Genomic DNA, 16424 nt, shown 5'->3' with positions numbered 1-16424 from the left:
GGTCAGGGGGCGGACAGGTAGGGCTGGAGGGCCTCGTTGACCGCCTTCGCGACCTCGACCGCGTTGGGGGTGTCGGAATGCACGCAGACGCAGTCGGCGCGTACCGGGATCTCGGTGCCGTCGACCGCGGCGGTGACGCCCTCGGTGACCGCGCGCACCGCGCCGCGGGCCGACTCGGCGGGGTCGAACGCCTCGTGCACCCGGGTGATGATCAGCGAGCCGTCGGGCCGGTAGTCGAGGTCGGCGTAGTACTCGGCGATGAACCCGCGCGCACCCCACACCCGCTCGTGGGCGGTGCCCGACATCCCCATCAGCGGCACCCCGAACACGTCGGCCGCGTCGGCGATCGCCTCGGCGACCTGTTCGTCGCGGGCCGCCATCCCGTACAGCGACCCGTGCGGCTTGATGTGCGACAGTTGCATGCCGCGCTCGCGCAGGAACCCCGACAGCGCGCCCACCTGGTAGATCACGGCAGCGGTGAGCTCGTCGCGCTCCAGTTTCATCTCGCGGCGCCCGAAGCCCTCCCGGTCCGGCAGCGACGGATGCGCACCGACCCGCACCCCGTGCTCCTGGGCCAGCGCGACCGTCCGGCGCATCACCCGCGGGTCGGACGCGTGGAAACCGCAGGCAACGTTGGCGAGCGTGATGAGCGGCATCAGTCCCTCGTCGTCGCCGCAGTGGTAGATGCTGAACGCCTCGCCCATGTCACAGTTGATGGCCACCATGGTCGGCTCCCTCCCGGCCGTCCTCCTCAGGCCGTTCTCGCAGTGTGGCCCGCGACACTGAGCGCCCGCCACACCTGCTGCGGGGTGACCGGCATATCGAGATGGGTCACCCCGAGGTGGGCCACGGCGTCGATGACTGCGTTGACCACCGCGGGCGAGGAACCGATCGCGCCGGACTCGCCGATTCCCTTGACGCCCATCGGATTCGTCGGCGAGGGCGTGATCGTCTGGTCGAGTTCGAAGGCCGGCAGGTCACTCGCCGCGGGAACGGTGTAGTCGGCCAGCGTCGCGGTCGTCGGGTTGCCGGCCGCGTCGTAGCGGGCCTGCTCGTAGAGCGCCTGCGCGATCCCCTGGGCGATGCCGCCGTGCAGCTGCCCCTCGACGATGGCCGGGTTCACCAGCGGCCCGCAGTCGTCGACGGCGACGTAGCGCACGATCCGCGTCCGGCCGGTCTCCGTGTCGACCTCGGCCACGCAGATATGCGTGCCGAACGGCCAGGTGAAGTTCGGCGGGTCGAAGTGGTGGTCGGCGGTGAGGTTGGGCTCCATGCCCTCGGGCAGGTCGGCGGCCAGCGAGGCGGCCAGCGCCACCTCCTGGATGGTCACCGCCGGCCCGGAGGTGCCGGCCACGCTGAACCGGCCGCCGGTGAAGTCGAGGTCGTCCTCAGACGCCTCCAGCAGATGTGCGGCGATCCGGCGCGCCTTGTCCGCGACCTTCCCCGCGGCCAGGTGCACCGCGACGCCGCCGACGGGCAGGCTGCGCGAACCGTAGGTGTCGCGGCCGAACGGGGCGATCGCGGTGTCGCTGTGGCGCACCTCGACGTCGTCGGGGTGCACGCCGAGCGCGTCGGCGGTGATCTGGGCCCACGCCGTCTCGTGGCCCTGCCCGTGCGGCGAGGTGCCGGTGACGACCTCGACCTTGCCGCTGGTCGTCATCCGGACGGTGGCCGCCTCCCAGCCGCCGCTCTGCAGCCGCACCCCGGCCGCGACCTTCGACGGCGACAGCCCGCCGCTCTCGGTGAAGTTCCCGATCCCGATGCCGATCTGGACCTGCTCGCCCGCCTCGCGGCGGCGTCGCTGCTCGGCACGCAGCTCGGCGTAGCCGACCAGCTCGAGCGCCTTGCTCATGCAGGCGTCGTAGTCGCCGGAGTCGTACATGACCCCGGAGGGCGCCGTGCGCGGCTCGTGGAACGGGGGGTGGAGGTTGCGCCTGCGGACCTCCGCGGGATCCATGCCCAGCTCGCGGGCGAGGTCGTCCATGATCCGCTCATGGGCGTAGGCGGCCTCGGAGCGCCCGGCCCCCCGGTAGGCGTCGGTCGGGGTCAGGTTGGTGAACACGCCCTGGCATTCGAAGGAGTAGGCGCCGAAGTCGTAGAGCCCGCAGTAGGTGAACGCGCCGAACACGGCGATGCCCGGGGTGAGCAGCTGCAGGTAGGCGCCCATGTCGGCGAGCAGGTTCACCCGCATCCCGAGGATGCGGCCCTCGCGGGTGGCCGCGACGGCGATGCGCTGCACCTGGCCCCGGCCGTGGGTGGTGGCGACGTGGTGCTCGGAGCGGGTCTCGGTCCATTTCACCGGCCGGCCCAGCCGCCGGGCCAGTGCGAGCGCCAGCGCCTCCTCGGCATAGATGTTCAGCTTCGAGCCGAAGCCACCGCCGACGTCGGGGGCGACCACCCGGATCTTGCTGTCGGAGACGCCGCAGATCATCGCGAGCAGGTCGCGGACGAAATGCGGCACCTGGGTCGAGGTGTAGACGGTGAACCCGCCGCCGACCGGGTCGGGGTCGACCACGACCGCGCGCGGTTCCATCGGCGACGCGAGCACCCGCTGCTGCAGGTAGCGACCCTCCACCACGACGTCGGCCCGCGCGAACGCGGCGTCGACGTCGCCGACCGCGAGCGGCCATGTGTAGCAGTGGTTCGTGCCGAGCTGCTCGTGGACCAGCGGCGCGCCCTCCTGAAGGGCGGCCTCGACGTCGACGACGGCGGGCAGCTCGTCGTAGTCGACCTCGACGAGCTCGAGCGCGTCGCGGGCCGTCGCGGCGTCGGTGGCCACCACGACCGCGACGGCCTCCCCGACGTGGTTGACCTCTCCGCGGGCCAGCGGCAGGTGCTCGGGGATCTTGATGTCCTCGGTGACCGGCCAGCCGCAGGGCAGCCCGATCGCGAAGTCGTCGGCCAGATCCTCGCCGGTGAGCACCGCGACCACCCCCGGCAGCGCCCGCGCCGCCTCCGCGCCGATCCCGCGGATCCGGGCGTGCGCGAGCGGGCTGCGCACCAGCGCCATGTGCAGCGCGGCGGGCAGCGCGATGTTGTCGGTCCAGGTCGCACGCCCCGTGAGCAGAGCGGCGTCCTCGCGGCGGCGCACGCTCTGCCCCACGAAACGTCCGGGGCGAGGCCCCCCGGAGCGCTCGGCGGTCTGGGTCATGGCACGGCTCTCCTCGGGTCGCGGTCCCCCCAGGGTGATCACGAACACGTCCGCCCGCTAGTGTCCAGAGCGGCACATTTGTGTCCCCGATCGCTCCGATCGGGCCACCGCCTTCGGCGCGAGGAGCCGATGCCCGCCACCCTGTGCAGCCTGGTCGAGGACCGCACGCTGGGCCTGCTCCCGGCGTGCCCCCGCGAATGGCTCGACCGTCCGATCAGCTGGGTACACATCAGCGAGCTGGCCGACCCGACCACCTATCTCGACGGCGGCGAGCTGCTGCTCACCACCGGCCTCGGGCTCGGCGCGGACACCGACCACGACGCGTTCGTGCGCAGGCTGGTCGAGCGCGGCGTCGCCGGGCTCGGGTTCGGCACCGGGCTCAGCCATGCGGTCGTGCCCGCGGCGCTGCGCGAGGCGACCCGCGCGCACGGCCTGCCGCTGCTGGAGATCCCCGAGCGGACCCCGTTCATCGCGATCAGCAAGGCGGTGTCCGCCGCGCTGGCCGCCGACGCCTACGCCGAGGTGGTCCGGACCGACGAGGCGCAGCGCGCGCTGACCGCCGCGGCGTTGGAGCCCCACGCCCCGGTCCGGGTGCTGCGCACGCTGGCGCGGCGGCTCGACGCCTGGGTGCTGCTGCTCGACGCGTCCGGCGCGGCCGTGCACGCCGTCGGCTGCGCGGCCGACGAGCATCTCGCCGAGCTGGCGGACGAGGTCGACCGGGTCTGCCGCCACCGCGGCCCGACCAGCGTCACCGTCACCGGGCGGGGCGGGCAGGTCGTGCTGCAGCCGCTGCGGCTGCACGGCCGCGGCGTGCTCGCGACCGGGCGGCCGCACGGCTTCGCCCCCGCCGATATGCAGATCATCGGCTCGGCGGTCTCGCTGCTCACGCTGCTGCACGCGGGCCCGTCCTCGGTCACCGCCGTCCGGCGCGACCTGCACGCCGCGCTGCTGCGGATGGTGCTCGCCGGTCGCGCCGAGGCCGCCCGGTCGATCGTGGCCGGGCTCTCGGAGCAGCTGCCCCCGGCGCCGCTGCACGTCGTCGCGCTCGCCGGGCCGGCGCAGGCTCGCCGGGAGCTGCTCGAGGGGTGCGAGGCGCGGGGACCCGACCGGCCGCCGCTGTTCGTGGCCGCGCTCGGGGACACGCTCGTCGCACTGGTCCCGGCCGGGGACGCTGCGGACGCGGGAGCCCTCGGCTGGCTGACCGCCCAGGCCGGGCAGCAGCCCGGCCTCGGTGTCGGCATCTCGAACCCGGTCGGCGACGACGCCGCCGGCCACGGCCACCGGCAGGCCTGCCAGGCGGCGGAGGCGGCGCTGCGCGCCGGCGCGCCGGTGGTGCGTTTCGCCGAGCTCGCCGGCACCGCGCTGCTCGACCTGGTCCGCCCGGTCGAGGCGGCGGCGTTCGCCGAGGCGCTGCTCGCGCCGCTGGCCCGCCACGATGCCCGCCACCGCGGCCAGCTGATCCGCTCCATGCGGGAGTGGCTCGCCCAGCACGGCCAGTGGGAGCCCGCCGCGGCCCGGCTCGGGGTGCACCGGCACACGCTGCGCAAGCGGATGCGCCGGGTCGAGGAGCTCACCGGCCGCAGCCTCGACTCACCGGGCTTCCGCGCCGAGCTGTGGCTGGCGCTGCAGCTGACCGGCGACCGCTGAGCCTCCCGGGCGTCAGCCGACGGCGTCCAGCGCGCCGCCCAGGGCGTCGGCGAGTAGGTCGAGGTGGGCATCCGCGAAGGTCAGCGGCGGGGAGACGGCGATGGCGGCGGCCATCGGCCGGACCAGCACCCCGCGCTCCCGTGCGGCGCGCGCGATCCGCGCGGGCAGGTCCGGCTCGGCGCGCAGCCGCTGCGGGTCGAGGCCCACCGCGCCGAGCACCCCGACGCCGGCGCGGACCTCGGCGACCAGCGGGTGGTCGGCGACGGTGCGCAGCGCCTCGTGCAGCGGGCCCTCCAGCGCGTCGGCGCGCTTGAGCAGCCCGTCGCGCTCCAGCACGTCGAGGTTGGCCAGCGCCGCGGCGCACGCCGTCGGATGTCCGGAGTAGGTCGCCCCGTGCCGGAACGGCGCCGCGCCCGGCTCCCAGAACGGGGCGGCCACCCGCTCGTGCGCCACGACCCCACCCAGCGGCAGGTAGCCGCTGGTCACGCCCTTGGCGAAGACGATGAGGTCGGGCACGATCCCGAACCGGTCCAGGCCGAACCAGTCGCCGAGCCTGCCGAAGCCGCAGATCACGCTGTCCGCGATGAACAGCACGCCGTGGCGGGTGCAGATCTGCCTGGCCCGTTCCAGATAGCCGGGCGGCGGCGGGAGCACCCCGCCCGCGCCGATCACCGGCTCGGCGAAGAACGCCGCGACCCGCTCCGGGCCCAGCCGTTCCAGCTCGGCCTCCAGCGCGTCCACGTCGTCATAGGGAACCCGCACGGCATCCGGGACGAGCGGGCCCGCCATCCGGTTGGCCGGGATCCCGGCGAGCGTGGTCCCGAAGCCGTAGGTGCCGTGGTAGGCGTGTTCGCGGCTGATCAGCACGGTACGCTCGGGCGCACCGGTGCGCGCGAAGTACTCGCGGGCGATCTTGGCGGCGGTGTCGATCGCATCGCCGCCCCCGTTGACCAGGAACACCTTGCCGCCGGGAACCGGAGCGAGCGCGGCCAGCCGGCGGGCCAGTGCGAGCGCCGGTTCGTTCGCGAAGTCGCCGAAGGTCTGGTAGGTCGCCAGCCGCCGCATCTGGGCGGTGACCGCGTCGATGATCTCCGGCCGGCCGTGCCCGGCGTTGACGCACCACAGGCTGGCCGTCGCGTCGAGATGGCGGCGGCCCGCGTCGTCCCAGAGCCAGACATCGTCTCCGCGGGTGATGACGAACTCGGTGCCGGCGACCGCATCCATCGCGGCGAACGGATGCCAGTACGCGGCGGGCGGCTGGGACATGGGAGGACCTCCGGTCGGCAGCGGACCGGGCCAACATACCGACGGAAGTGGCCCGGGACGGGTGACAATCACGGTCTCCTGACCGAACATCACGTCAACTCTCGACAGCGTCGCCAAATATATGTACGGTCATTCGGGCAGCATTCGGATGGACGGCCTGAGACATACGGAGATCGGCATGGACGGCGGTCGGCTCGTTTTCAAGCAGTACTACCTGGGATGTCTGTCCCAGGCCTCATACCTCATCGGCGATCGCGGCACCGGTCGTGCCGTCGTGGTCGACCCACAGCGCGACGTGGGCGAGTACCTCGCCGACGCCAAGGCCGAAGGCCTGCGCATCGAGCGGGTACTCGAGACCCATGTCCACGCGGACTTCCTCTCGGGTCACCTCGAGCTCGCCGCGGCGACCGGCGCCCGGATCGGCTACGGCTCGGCCGCCCAGGTCGAGTTCGAGATCGACCTGCTGGAGGACGGCGAGAAGATCTCCCTCGGCGAGGTCGAGCTGGAGATCATGCACACGCCGGGACACACCCCGGAGTCGATCTGCATCCTGGTCCGGGAGAAGGCCGGGGACGCCACCCCGTACGCCGTCCTGACCGGCGACACCCTGTTCATCGGCGACGTCGGCCGCCCCGACCTGCTGGGCGCGCGCGGCTGGTCGAAGGAGGACCTCGCCAAGGCGCTCTACCGCTCGACCCGCGAGAAGCTGCTGACGCTGCCGGACGAGACCCGCGTCTACCCCGCGCACGGGGCGGGCTCCGCCTGCGGCAAGAACCTCTCGACCGAGACCAGCAGCACCATCGGCGACCAGCGCCGCTCGAACTACGCGCTGGCCCCGATGAGTGAGGCGGACTTCGTCGACGCCGTGTGCGAGGGCCAGACCACCGCGCCGATGTACTTCGCCTTCGCCTCGGTCCGCAACCGTGAGGCCCGTCCGACCCTGGACGAGACGGCCCCGGTGCCCGCGATGACCGTCGCCGAGGTGCGCGAGGCCCGCGACGCCGGCGCGGCGGTCCTCGACACCCGCGACCCGCAGGAGTTCGCGACCGGGCACCTCCCGGGCTCGGTCAACGTCAACCTCGGCGGCCGCTTCGCCGAGCAGTCCGGCCAGGTGCTCGCCGCCGACCAGGACATCGTGCTGGTCACCGAGCCCGGCACCGAGGTCGAGGCCCGCAACCGGCTCGCCCGCATCGGTTTCGACCGGGTCGTCGGCCACCTCGAGGGCGGCCCTGCGGCACTGGGCGCGGACGCCCAGCCCTCCAGCCGGCTCACCGCCGAGCAGCTCGCCGGCGTGCTGGACGGCGTCCAGGTCGTCGACGTCCGCGGGCCGGGCGAGATCCGCGCCGGGGGCACGGTGCCGCACGCGCTGCAGGTGCCGCTGCCGGCGCTGGTCGGGCGGCTGGGCGAGATCGACCCCGCTCGCCCGACGGTCGTCATCTGCGCCAGCGGCATGCGTTCGTCGGTCGCGGCCTCGCTGATGCGCACCCGCGGCTTCGCCGACGTGTCCGACCTGCTCGGCGGGTTCACCGCCTGGAACGACGGCAACCGGCCGGTCGCCGTCGTCGAACCGGCCTGATCGGCCTACGGCGGATCTCCCATGATGACGTTGGCGGTGCGCTTCCAGGTCAGGTAGCGCACCGCCAGGTTCGCCATCGTGGCCAACCGGTTGCGGTTGCTCATCAGCGCCAGGATGTGCAGGCCCAGCCAGCCCGCCCAGGCCACGAAGCCGCGCAGCCGCACTCGCCCGGGCAGTTGCACGACGGCGTCGCTGCGGCCGATCGTGGCCATGATGCCCTTGTCCCGGTATCGGAACGGTTCGGTCGGTTTGCCCTCGAGCAGCCTGCGGATCTGTCGGGCGGCGTGGCGCCCGCCCTGGATGGCGGGCTGCGCCAGCTGCGGCTCGGCGCCGTCCACCTTGGCCGCCACGTCGCCGACGGCGAACACGTCCGAGTGACCGACCACCCGCATATCGGGTTCGACCTGGATGCGCCCGCCGCGCCCCTGCCGCAGCCCCCACGCCGACACCCGGTCATGGGCCCGCACGCCGGTCGCCCAGATCGTGACGGCCGAGGGCACGCACTCCCCGTCGCTGAGCACGACACAGTCGCGACGGACCTCCTTGACCGCCACCCCCAGGCGCAGGTCGACCCCCCGTTCCCGCAACGCGTCGGCGGCATAGCGCCGCAGCCCGGGCTCGAACGGGGCCAGCACGTCGTCGGCCATCTCGACCAGCACCACCCGCGCGCGCTGCGGGTCCAGCTCGGGATAGGCCAGCGGCAGGCCGGTGTTGCGCAGTTCGGCAAGGGCCCCGGCCATCTCGACCCCGGTCGCGCCCCCGCCCACGACCACGACCACGGGCTCCACCGCACCGTCGCGACCCTGCGCGACGGACTCCAGATTCGACAGCACCCGGTCGCGGACGCCGATCGCGGCCCGCCGGGAGTAGATGGTCCGGGCGTTCTCCTCGGCCCCGGGGATGCCGAAGAAGTTGGCCGTGACGCCACAGCACAGGATCAGGTAGTCGTAGCCGACGTCGGCCCCGCTGTCGAGCCGGACCCTCCGCCGCGCGGTGTCCACCCCGGTGACGGCCGCCCGCCGGAACCGGGTGTTGGGGAACCGGGCGGCAAAGGCGCGCAGCGAGTAGGTGATGTCGCCGGGATTCACGCCCCCGGTCGCCACCTGGTAGAGCAGCGGCTGGAAGGTGTTGAAGGGGTCGCGGTCCAGCAGCAGCACGTCCACGTCGACGTCGCGGAGCTCGCGAACCGCGGCCATCCCCGCGAACCCCGCCCCTACCACGATCACCTGGGGTCGCGGGCCCCGCGGTGCCTGGTCAGTACCCACCTGGTTGCTCCTTCGCCCCGTTGCACCCGGCCACGCCAACCTACTGGAGCCGCGGGTGCGCCCCCGGCGTCGCAGCGGCCGACACGCCGTGACGAGAATGGGATCGTCGTCGACCCGGAGGGTGCGGAATGTCGATCCTGGAGCGGTTCTCCCTGGCCGGACGCGTGGCCATCGTCACCGGCGCCTCGTCCGGGCTGGGGGTCGCCTTCGCCCGGGGCCTGGCCGAGGCCGGCGCCGACGTCGTGCTCGGTGCGCGGCGCGCCGAGCGTCTGGCCGACACCCGCGCACTGGTCACCGACGCCGGCCGGCGCGCGCTGGCCGTGGCCACCGACGTCGCCCGCCAGCCCGACTGCCAGGCCCTCGTCGACGCCGCGATGGCCGAGTTCGGGCGGGTCGACGTGCTGGTGAACAACGCGGGCATCGGCACCGCGGTCCCGGCCACCCGGGAGACCATCGAGCAGTTCGAGCGGGTCATCGACGTCAACCTCAACGGCTGCTACTGGATGGCCCAGGCCTGCGGCAAGGTCATGCGGCCGGGCAGCAGCGTCATCAACATCTCCAGCGTGCTCGGGCTGACCACCGCCGGGCTCCCCCAGGCCGCCTACTCGGCGAGCAAGGCGGGCCTGATCGGCCTGACCCGCGACCTGGCCCAGCAGTGGGGCGGCCGCAAGGGCATCCGGGTCAACGCGCTGGCACCCGGCTTCTTCGCCTCCGAGATGACCGACCAGTACCGGCCCGGCTACCTCGAACAGCAGCTGCACCGGGTGCCGCTGGGCCGCACCGGCGACCCGGCGGAGCTCGCCGCCTCCGTGGTGTTCCTGGCCGGCGACGCCGGCGGCTACATCACCGGGCAGACCCTCGCCGTCGACGGCGGTATGACGATCGCCTGAGCCTTCTGCGCGGACCGGCGATCAGCTGTAGCAGTACGAGTCCGAGGACGCGTCACCTCCCTGCAGCCGGATCTGGTGCACCCGCAGGCCCCGGAAGTCCTCGTCGTGCGGGAAGAACCGCTCGTCAATGCTGATCCCGCCGCTGGGATCGGCATCCAGCTTCGCCATCCAGGCGCCGACCCCGCCGGGGTAGAACTGGTCGTCCCAGGCGCCGTAGAGGGAGTTGGTGAAGTAGACCCGCCTGCCGTCCCTGCTGACCTCCACCATCTGCGGTGCACCCGACAGGGGGGTGTCCGGCGCCGCCGGATGCGGCCTGCGCTCCACGATGCCGCCGAGGCGCACCGAGCCGGACTGCTGGGGATGCGCCGGATCGCTGACGTCGAACTGCTTCATCTCGCCGGTGCCCCAGCAGGAGACGTAGAGGAACCGGTCGTCCACCGAGAGGTCGATATCGGTGATGATCGGCGGCACCGCCCCGAACGGCTTGAGCGCCGGCGGCAGCAGGTCGGGATCGGCGGGCTCGGCCGGGATCGAGATCACCTTCTCGACCTTCCACTCGCCGTTGCCGCGGTACCAGCGCCAGATCGAGCCCGACAGGTCCTCCGTCGAGATGACGACGCCGACGAAGCCCCAGGTGGCCTCCGGGTCGTGCGAGGGCCGCACCTCCAGCACCATCTGGTGCTGCGCGCCCAGGTCGACCCGCTGCGTGTGGGCGCCCTTGGCCAGGTCCCAGAAGTGCAGCGCGTGCCCGTACTTGCCGTCCAGCAGCAGCTCGGGCACGAGCCCGTTCTCGACCATCGACGGGCTGCCCCACTCGCCGCTGATCAGCACGTTCTGGTTGAGGTGCCACCAGGCGTCGTAGTGCATGTGCTGCGGGCCGCGGTCGGTCTCCCAGGCGCGCAGCACGTCGAAGGTGTTGTGGTCGAGCAGCGCGATGCCGCCCGGGCCGTCGTCGTCGCCCTCGCCGCCGCCGAGGCAGGTCAGGAACACCCCGTCCGGGCCGCAGTGCATCGTATGCGGCCGCGAGTAGTGGGCGTTGGCCGACAGCTCGTGCGCGTCGACCGTCTTGGTCAGCGTGGGGCTGCGCGGATCCGGGTGGGTGTCCAGGACGTAGATGCTCGACGAGCGCAGCCCGGGCACCAGCAGGTAGCGCCGCGCCAGCCCGTCGGTACCGTGGCCCTCGTGCTTGAGCGCGCTGCTGCACGCGTTCCAGCCGAAGTGGTGCAGCTCGTCGCCGTAGCCCGGCATCTCGGTCCAGCCGACCACCTGCCCGTAGGTCTGCGAATCGGGACGCACATCCAGGACGGTCATCGCGTCGTGCCGCGCCGCCGCCCTGTCGAAGGCCACGACATAGGCCAGCTCCTCGGCCGGTGCGGCCGCCGCTTCGGCCGCCGAACGGTAGAAGGTGGGGTCTGTCGTCGGGTGAGCCATCCGGGCCTCCTCGTCAAGGACGGGTGATGGATGACGGTCAGGGTGCTCCTCCGGCTGCCCGCGCGCAACGATCCTCATTTCGGTCGAATCCCCAGGTAGACGCATCTGCCCTTACGATCGACGGTATGTCCGAGACGGAGAACGGGGTCGGCAGGGCGCTCGAGATGATCATCGCTCACCAGGTCCGCGGCTACCGCAGAGCCCTGGGCGTGTCGATCACGGAGCTCGCCCGGCAGACCGGGATCTCCAAGGCGATGCTCTCGAAGATCGAGAACGCCCAGACCTCGTGCAGCCTCTCCACCCTCTCCCGGCTGGCGACCGCGTTCGAGGTGCCGGTCACCTCGCTGCTTCGCGGGGTGGACACCGAGCACGAGGCGGTCTACGTCCCGGCCGGGCACGGGGCTCAGATCGTGCGCCGGGGCAGCAACGTCGGCCACCTGTACCACCAGCTCGGGACGCTGCGCGGCCAGCACAAGCGGATCGAGCCGCTGCTGGTCACGCTGTCCGAGGCCACCGAGGTCTTCCCACTCTTCGAGCACCCGGGCACCGAGTTCCTCTACATGCTCGAGGGCAGCATGGTGTATCTACACCGGGGCGCGCGCTACAAGATGCGTCCCGGCGACGCGCTGCAGTTCGACGGCGAGGGCTCGCACGGTCCGATCGAGCTCATCGAGCTGCCGGTTCGCTTCCTCAGCGTCATCGCCTACGGGCACCTCCGGACGGAGTAGCCGCACGCGGGCCGGCGGGTGAGCGGCGCACGCGCCGCCGAGTGACGCTCGTGTGCCACCGGTTCGTGGCCGACAGGTCTCGCGGTGGTGTTCAATGTCAATTAACAGTGAACATCGCGGAGGTGGCGAATCGGATATGGGTGACATCCGGGTCCTGTTCATCGAGCACCAGGACGACTGCCCGCCCGGGTACGTCGGCGAACGCGCCGCGGAGCTCGGCTTCGGCGTCGAGGTGGTGCGCGCCCGCGACGGGCGGCTGCCGGATCCGCGGGAGTTCTCCCTCGTCGTGCCGCTCGGCTCGGCGGATGCCGCCTACGACGACACCCTGTCCTACCTCGAGGCCGAGCACGCGCTGCTGGCCACCGCCGTCGAGGCCGGCGTGCCGGTACTGGGCATCTGTTTCGGCGCCCAGCTGCTCGCCAGGGTGCTCGGTGGCACGGTCGCGCCGCTGCCGTCCGGGCCCGAGATCGGGTGGCTGCGCATCGACACGACCGAGCCGGAGCTGGTGGCGCCGGGACCCTGGCTGGTCTGGCATCTGGACGGGATGACCTGCCCGCCGGGCGCGACCGCGATCGCGCACACCGCCGCGGGTCTGCAGGCCTTCCGGCACGGCCCGCATCTGGGGGTGCAGTTCCACCCCGAGGCGCTACCGGCCAGCGCGGACTCGTGGGCGCGCAGCTACGCCGCGACGCTGGTGGCGCTCGGCATCGACGCGGCCGAGCTCGCGGCGCGAACGCGCGCGCTGCAAGGTGACGCGCGCGTTCGCGCACACGAGCTGTTCGACCGGTTCTGCGCCCGCAGCTTCGGTTACGCGCCCGTCGAGGCGAGCAGCTGGCCGACCACCACCATCGCGACCCCGCCGGCCAGGACCAGATAGGGCAGCGGCCCGGCGCGGCGCACCAGCCGGACCCCGTTGCCCTGGGCGGGCAGGTCGAGATCGGCGTACATCGAGTCCGGGAACCGGCCCTTGTCCTGGACGAAGTGGCGGAAGCAGAACACCGGAACGATCAACGCCGCCGCGACCAGCCCCGACCACAGTGCGCCCCCGCCCCACACGTTCGCGCCCCAGCCGAGCAGCAGCGCGTTGACGAAGGCCAGCACGGTGCCGCCGGCGATCAGCACGGTGGGCGCGCGGAACGGCCGCGGCGTCGCGGGGTTGTCGACCCGGTGCAGCCATCCGGCGTTCAGGTTGAGGAAGTTGAAGATCATGTAACACACGGTGGAGCAGGCGAGGACGAAGACGTAGTCGCTCATCAGCAACAGCACCAGGTTGAACACCAGGTCGGTCCACATCGCCCTGGTGGGTGCCCCGTGCCGGTTCGCCGTGCCGAGGAACCGGGGCAGCCAGCCGTCGCGCGAGCCCTGGAACAGGGTGCGCGAGGACCCGGCCATCGTCGTCATGATCGTCAACAGCAGGGCGAGGATCAGCATGACGACGAGCAGGCTGCCCACGATCGCCCCGCCGCCGACCAGGCTGGTCATCGCCTCGGCGACCCCGGTCCCGTCGACGATGCCGGGTTCGAGCAGCCGCTCGACGCCGAGCGCGCCCTGGAAGCTGACCGGAACGAGAATGTAGATGACCAGGCAGGCCATGCCGGCGGCGAGGATCGCGCGCACGGTGTCCCGCCCGGGGTTCTTGAACTCTGCCGTGTAACAGATCGAGGTCTCGAACGCATATGCCGACCACGCGGCCAGGAACAGCCCGCCGGCGAACAGCGTCCAGCCGTCGAGGTTCCACGCCCCGCTGATCGGCACGAACGGGGTGAAGTTCGCCCGCACCACATCGCCGGTCAGCAGCGGCACGACACCGACCACCAGCAGCGGGATGAGCACCGCGAGGCCGATCACGGTCTGCACCCTGGCCGCCCGCAGGATGCCGTGGTGTTGCACCGCGAACACGAGCAGCAGCAGGGCCGCCGCGATCAGGAACTGGGCGTTGACCCGCAGCGCCAGTCCCTGCTGGATACCGCCGAGATCGACGAGCGTGACCTGCCAGGTGTTGATCACGGCATCGGGCGGGAAGAGCGCGGTCAGCACGTAACCGGCGGCCAGCCCGGAGCCGATGGCCAGCACCGGCGACCAGGCCAGCCAGTTGCACCACACCGAGACGGGCGCGATGAACTTCGAGTAGCGGGCCCAGGCCAGCGCCCCGTAGACCGACGCCCCGCCCGACTTCTGGGGGAACAGACCCGCGATCTCCGCCCACACGAACGCCTGGATGAGGCCGAAACTGATCGACACCGCCCAGACCAAAGCCGACGGCGCCCCGATCGTCGCCGCGATACTGCCGATGGAGAACAGCACCAGCGCGGGTACGCCGCTGGCGAGCCAGAAGGCGCCCCGCCAGGTCAGCGTCCGCTGAAGGCTGCCTCGGTCCTCGAGTACGTCCGCGGCCGACGCCCTGGCGCCCGCGGAACCCGACGTCTGTGTCATGGCATTCCTCGATGGATTCGTCCGGCCATGCGTCGTGGATGTCCTGCTTTTCCGCGCGCCGCCGGGCGGCACGCGCACGTCGACGACACCACTGCGGCACAGCGGGGCCGGCCTCATCGGCCGGCCCCGCTGTCCGTCTAGTGCCCGAGCGGCTGTTCCCAGCCCTCCAGCCTCGGCGGCGTCCACGACTCACCGACGGTCGGCGAGTCCGCGATCCAGGACCCCAGCGAGGGCTGTGGGAACTTGGCGTGCTTGTGCTTGAGCCACACGCCGTAGGAGTTGCCCTCCTGCAGATGCTTGATCAATACCTTGCGGGCGTACTCGTCGCCCCTACCCTCGGGAATCTCGAAGTGGATCTTGAGGAACGCGTTGGTGTAGCGGTCGAAGACGGCCGGGACGCCGTCCTCCTCCATGAGGTTGATGTCCTCCAGCCAGTTCAGGTCCTCGCCCGGTGTCGCGGCGGCGAGATCGATGTCCTCGACCAGCGAGCGGTCGAACTGGTACGGGAAGGTCTTTCCGGTCAGCTCCTCGGTGTCGATGCCCTTGCGGGTGGTCAGCTTGCGGGACGAGAGGTCGAACGGCTCAGACATCGCGGCCTCCCTCGTTGGCGACGTGCTTGGCCAACAGGGACTTGATCTCGGACAGCGCCCGTTCCTCGGTCACCCCCGGGACGTAGGTCGTGCCCGCGAGCGGAACCTTGGCCATCGCCGCGGCCTCGGTGGTGAGCGCGCAGAGGTCCTCGGGTTCGAGGCTGTGGATGTTGGTCTTGCCGCACGCGCGGGCGAGCATCTGCACCTCGAGGGTGAGCGTGTGCAGGAAGTTGTAGACCCGCTCGGCGGCCTCGTCGACGACCAGCCGCTTGCGCAGCTCGGGGTCCTGCGTCGCGACGCCGACCGGGCAGCGGCCGGTGTGGCAGTGGTAGCAGCTGCCGGCCTTCACCCCGATGGTGCCCTCGTAGTCGGTGACCCCGGGGATCTCCTTGTTGCAGTTGAGGGCCATCAGCATCGAGTGGCCCATCGCCACCGCCTTGGCCCCGAGGGCAAGGCACTTCGCCACGTCGCCGCCGTTGCGGATGCCGCCCGCGACGACGAGGTCGATCTCATCGGCGAGGCCGACGTCCTCCAGGGCCCTGCGAGCCTCGGGGATCGCGGCCATCAGCGGGATGCCGGTCTCCTCGGTGGCGATGTGCGGGCCGGCCCCGGTGCTGCCCTCGGCGCCGTCGAGGTAGATGATGTCCGGCCCGCATTTGGCGGCCATCCGCACGTCGTCGTACACCCGCGCCGCCCCCAGCTTGAGCTGAATGGGCACCTGGTAGTCGGTGGCCTCCCGGATCTCCTGGATCTTCAGCGAGAGGTCGTCGGGCCCGAGCCAGTCGGGGTGGCGCGCCGGGCTGCGCTGGTCGATCCCGGCGGGCAGCGAGCGCATCTCGGCGACCTGCTCGGTGACCTTCTGGCCCATCAGGTGCCCGCCGAGGCCCACCTTGCAGCCCTGGCCGATGAAGAACTCAACTGCGTCGGCCAGCATCAGGTGGTGCGGGTTGAAGCCATACCGGCTCTGGATGACCTGGTAGTACCACTTGGTCGACAGGTCGCGCTCGGGCGGGATCATCCCGCCCTCGCCCGAACAGGTGGCGGTACCGGCCATCGAGGCGCCCTTGGCCAGCGCCATCTTCGCCTCGAGCGACAGCGCCCCGAAGCTCATCCCCGTCACGTAGATCGGGATGTCCAGCTCCAGCGGCCGTTTGGCGAACCGCGCCCCGAGGACGGTCTTGGTCTCACACTTCTCCCGATACCCCTCGATCACGAACCGGGTCAGGGTGCCGGGCATGAACATCAGCTGGTCCCAGTGCGGGATCGGCTTGAACATCGAGAACCCACGCATGCGGTAGCGGCCGAGCTCCGCCTTCGCGTGGATGTCGTTGATGACTCGGGGGGTGAAGATCGGGCTCTCGCCGATCACGTTCGGGTTCGACGCGCCGTTCTGCGGGCTCATCGACACACTCCTGGCTCGTGCGGGCCCGGCGGGCGGGGCCGCGGG

General features: G+C 72.0%; 13 protein-coding genes. 5 read left to right on the top strand and 8 right to left on the bottom strand.

Translation table 11 applies throughout. The features are described 5' to 3' along the window. Positions 1-2: 2 nt before the first annotated feature. Together G567_RS0113975 and G567_RS0113970 are read right to left on the bottom strand one after the other, a co-directional pair. Positions 3-725 carry a LamB/YcsF family protein gene (locus tag G567_RS0113975; protein WP_028930488.1) on the bottom strand — a complete coding sequence of 241 codons (723 nt, stop codon included), beginning with the start codon at positions 723-725 and terminating at the stop codon, positions 3-5. Between the two features lie 26 nt (positions 726-751). Next, the gene (locus tag G567_RS0113970) at positions 752-3151 is read right to left on the bottom strand and encodes a xanthine dehydrogenase family protein molybdopterin-binding subunit (RefSeq protein WP_028930487.1); all 2400 of its coding nucleotides are present in this window, start codon (positions 3149-3151) and stop codon (positions 752-754) included. A gap of 129 nt (positions 3152-3280) precedes the next feature. Between G567_RS0113970 and G567_RS0113965 the strand changes: the two genes are divergently transcribed. After that, positions 3281-4798 carry a PucR family transcriptional regulator gene (locus tag G567_RS0113965; protein ID WP_028930486.1) on the top strand — a complete coding sequence of 506 codons (1518 nt, stop codon included), beginning with the start codon at positions 3281-3283 and terminating at the stop codon, positions 4796-4798. 12 nt (positions 4799-4810) lie between these two features. Here the strand turns inward: G567_RS0113965 and G567_RS0113960 are convergent, their stop codons facing one another. Further along, the gene (locus G567_RS0113960) at positions 4811-6064 is read right to left on the bottom strand and encodes an aminotransferase family protein (RefSeq protein ID WP_028930485.1); all 1254 of its coding nucleotides are present in this window, start codon (positions 6062-6064) and stop codon (positions 4811-4813) included. Positions 6065-6242: 178 nt separating this feature from the next. On the opposite strand from G567_RS0113960, the gene G567_RS0113955 reads away from it, so the two are divergent. Beyond that, complete coding sequence (locus G567_RS0113955; protein ID WP_037057185.1) at positions 6243-7640, top strand: MBL fold metallo-hydrolase; 1398 nt, start codon at positions 6243-6245, stop codon at positions 7638-7640. Between the two features lie 5 nt (positions 7641-7645). On the opposite strand, the gene G567_RS28760 is transcribed toward G567_RS0113955, so the two are convergent. After that, positions 7646-8905, bottom strand: a complete 1260-nt coding sequence (locus G567_RS28760; protein ID WP_037057183.1) for an NAD(P)/FAD-dependent oxidoreductase — start codon at positions 8903-8905, stop codon at positions 7646-7648. Between the two features lie 128 nt (positions 8906-9033). Here G567_RS28760 and G567_RS0113945 point away from each other — a divergent pair, with 128 nt between their 5' ends. Beyond that, positions 9034-9795: an SDR family NAD(P)-dependent oxidoreductase gene (locus G567_RS0113945; protein WP_028930483.1), complete on the top strand. Its 762-nt coding sequence runs from the start codon at positions 9034-9036 to the stop codon at positions 9793-9795. A gap of 21 nt (positions 9796-9816) precedes the next feature. Here G567_RS0113945 and G567_RS0113940 read toward each other — a convergent pair whose 3' ends face one another. After that, positions 9817-11226: a selenium-binding protein SBP56-related protein gene (locus G567_RS0113940; RefSeq protein WP_028930482.1), complete on the bottom strand. Its 1410-nt coding sequence runs from the start codon at positions 11224-11226 to the stop codon at positions 9817-9819. Positions 11227-11351: 125 nt separating this feature from the next. Between G567_RS0113940 and G567_RS28755 the strand changes: the two genes are divergently transcribed. Further along, entirely contained in the window at positions 11352-11954 is a 603-nt protein-coding gene (locus G567_RS28755; RefSeq protein ID WP_037057180.1) for a helix-turn-helix domain-containing protein, read from the top strand. Between the two features lie 136 nt (positions 11955-12090). After that, positions 12091-12831, top strand: coding sequence for a type 1 glutamine amidotransferase (locus G567_RS28750; protein WP_051233005.1), 741 nt, complete (start codon positions 12091-12093; stop codon positions 12829-12831). Here the strand turns inward: G567_RS28750 and G567_RS0113925 are convergent. The 3 genes from G567_RS0113925 to G567_RS28745 form a co-directional block, all read right to left on the bottom strand. After that, positions 12762-14387 (bottom strand): trimethylamine N-oxide permease, encoded by a 1626-nt coding sequence (locus G567_RS0113925; protein ID WP_028930481.1) that lies wholly within the window; start codon positions 14385-14387, stop codon positions 12762-12764. The two genes, G567_RS28750 and G567_RS0113925, sit on opposite strands and share 70 nt — an antisense overlap. Positions 14388-14524: 137 nt before the next feature. Next, positions 14525-14977, bottom strand: coding sequence for a hypothetical protein (locus G567_RS0113920; protein ID WP_028930480.1), 453 nt, complete (start codon positions 14975-14977; stop codon positions 14525-14527). Then, positions 14970-16379, bottom strand: coding sequence for an FMN-binding glutamate synthase family protein (locus tag G567_RS28745; RefSeq protein ID WP_084796135.1), 1410 nt, complete (start codon positions 16377-16379; stop codon positions 14970-14972). Before G567_RS28745 ends, G567_RS0113920 begins: the two co-directional genes overlap by 8 nt. Positions 16380-16424 lie beyond the last annotated feature (45 nt).

The sequence above is a fragment of the Pseudonocardia asaccharolytica DSM 44247 = NBRC 16224 genome, from assembly GCF_000423625.1.
Taxonomy (GTDB): domain Bacteria; phylum Actinomycetota; class Actinomycetes; order Mycobacteriales; family Pseudonocardiaceae; genus Pseudonocardia; species Pseudonocardia asaccharolytica.
The sequence above is the reverse complement of the archived record's forward strand: the minus strand, read 5'-3'. Positions and strand labels throughout refer to the sequence as shown.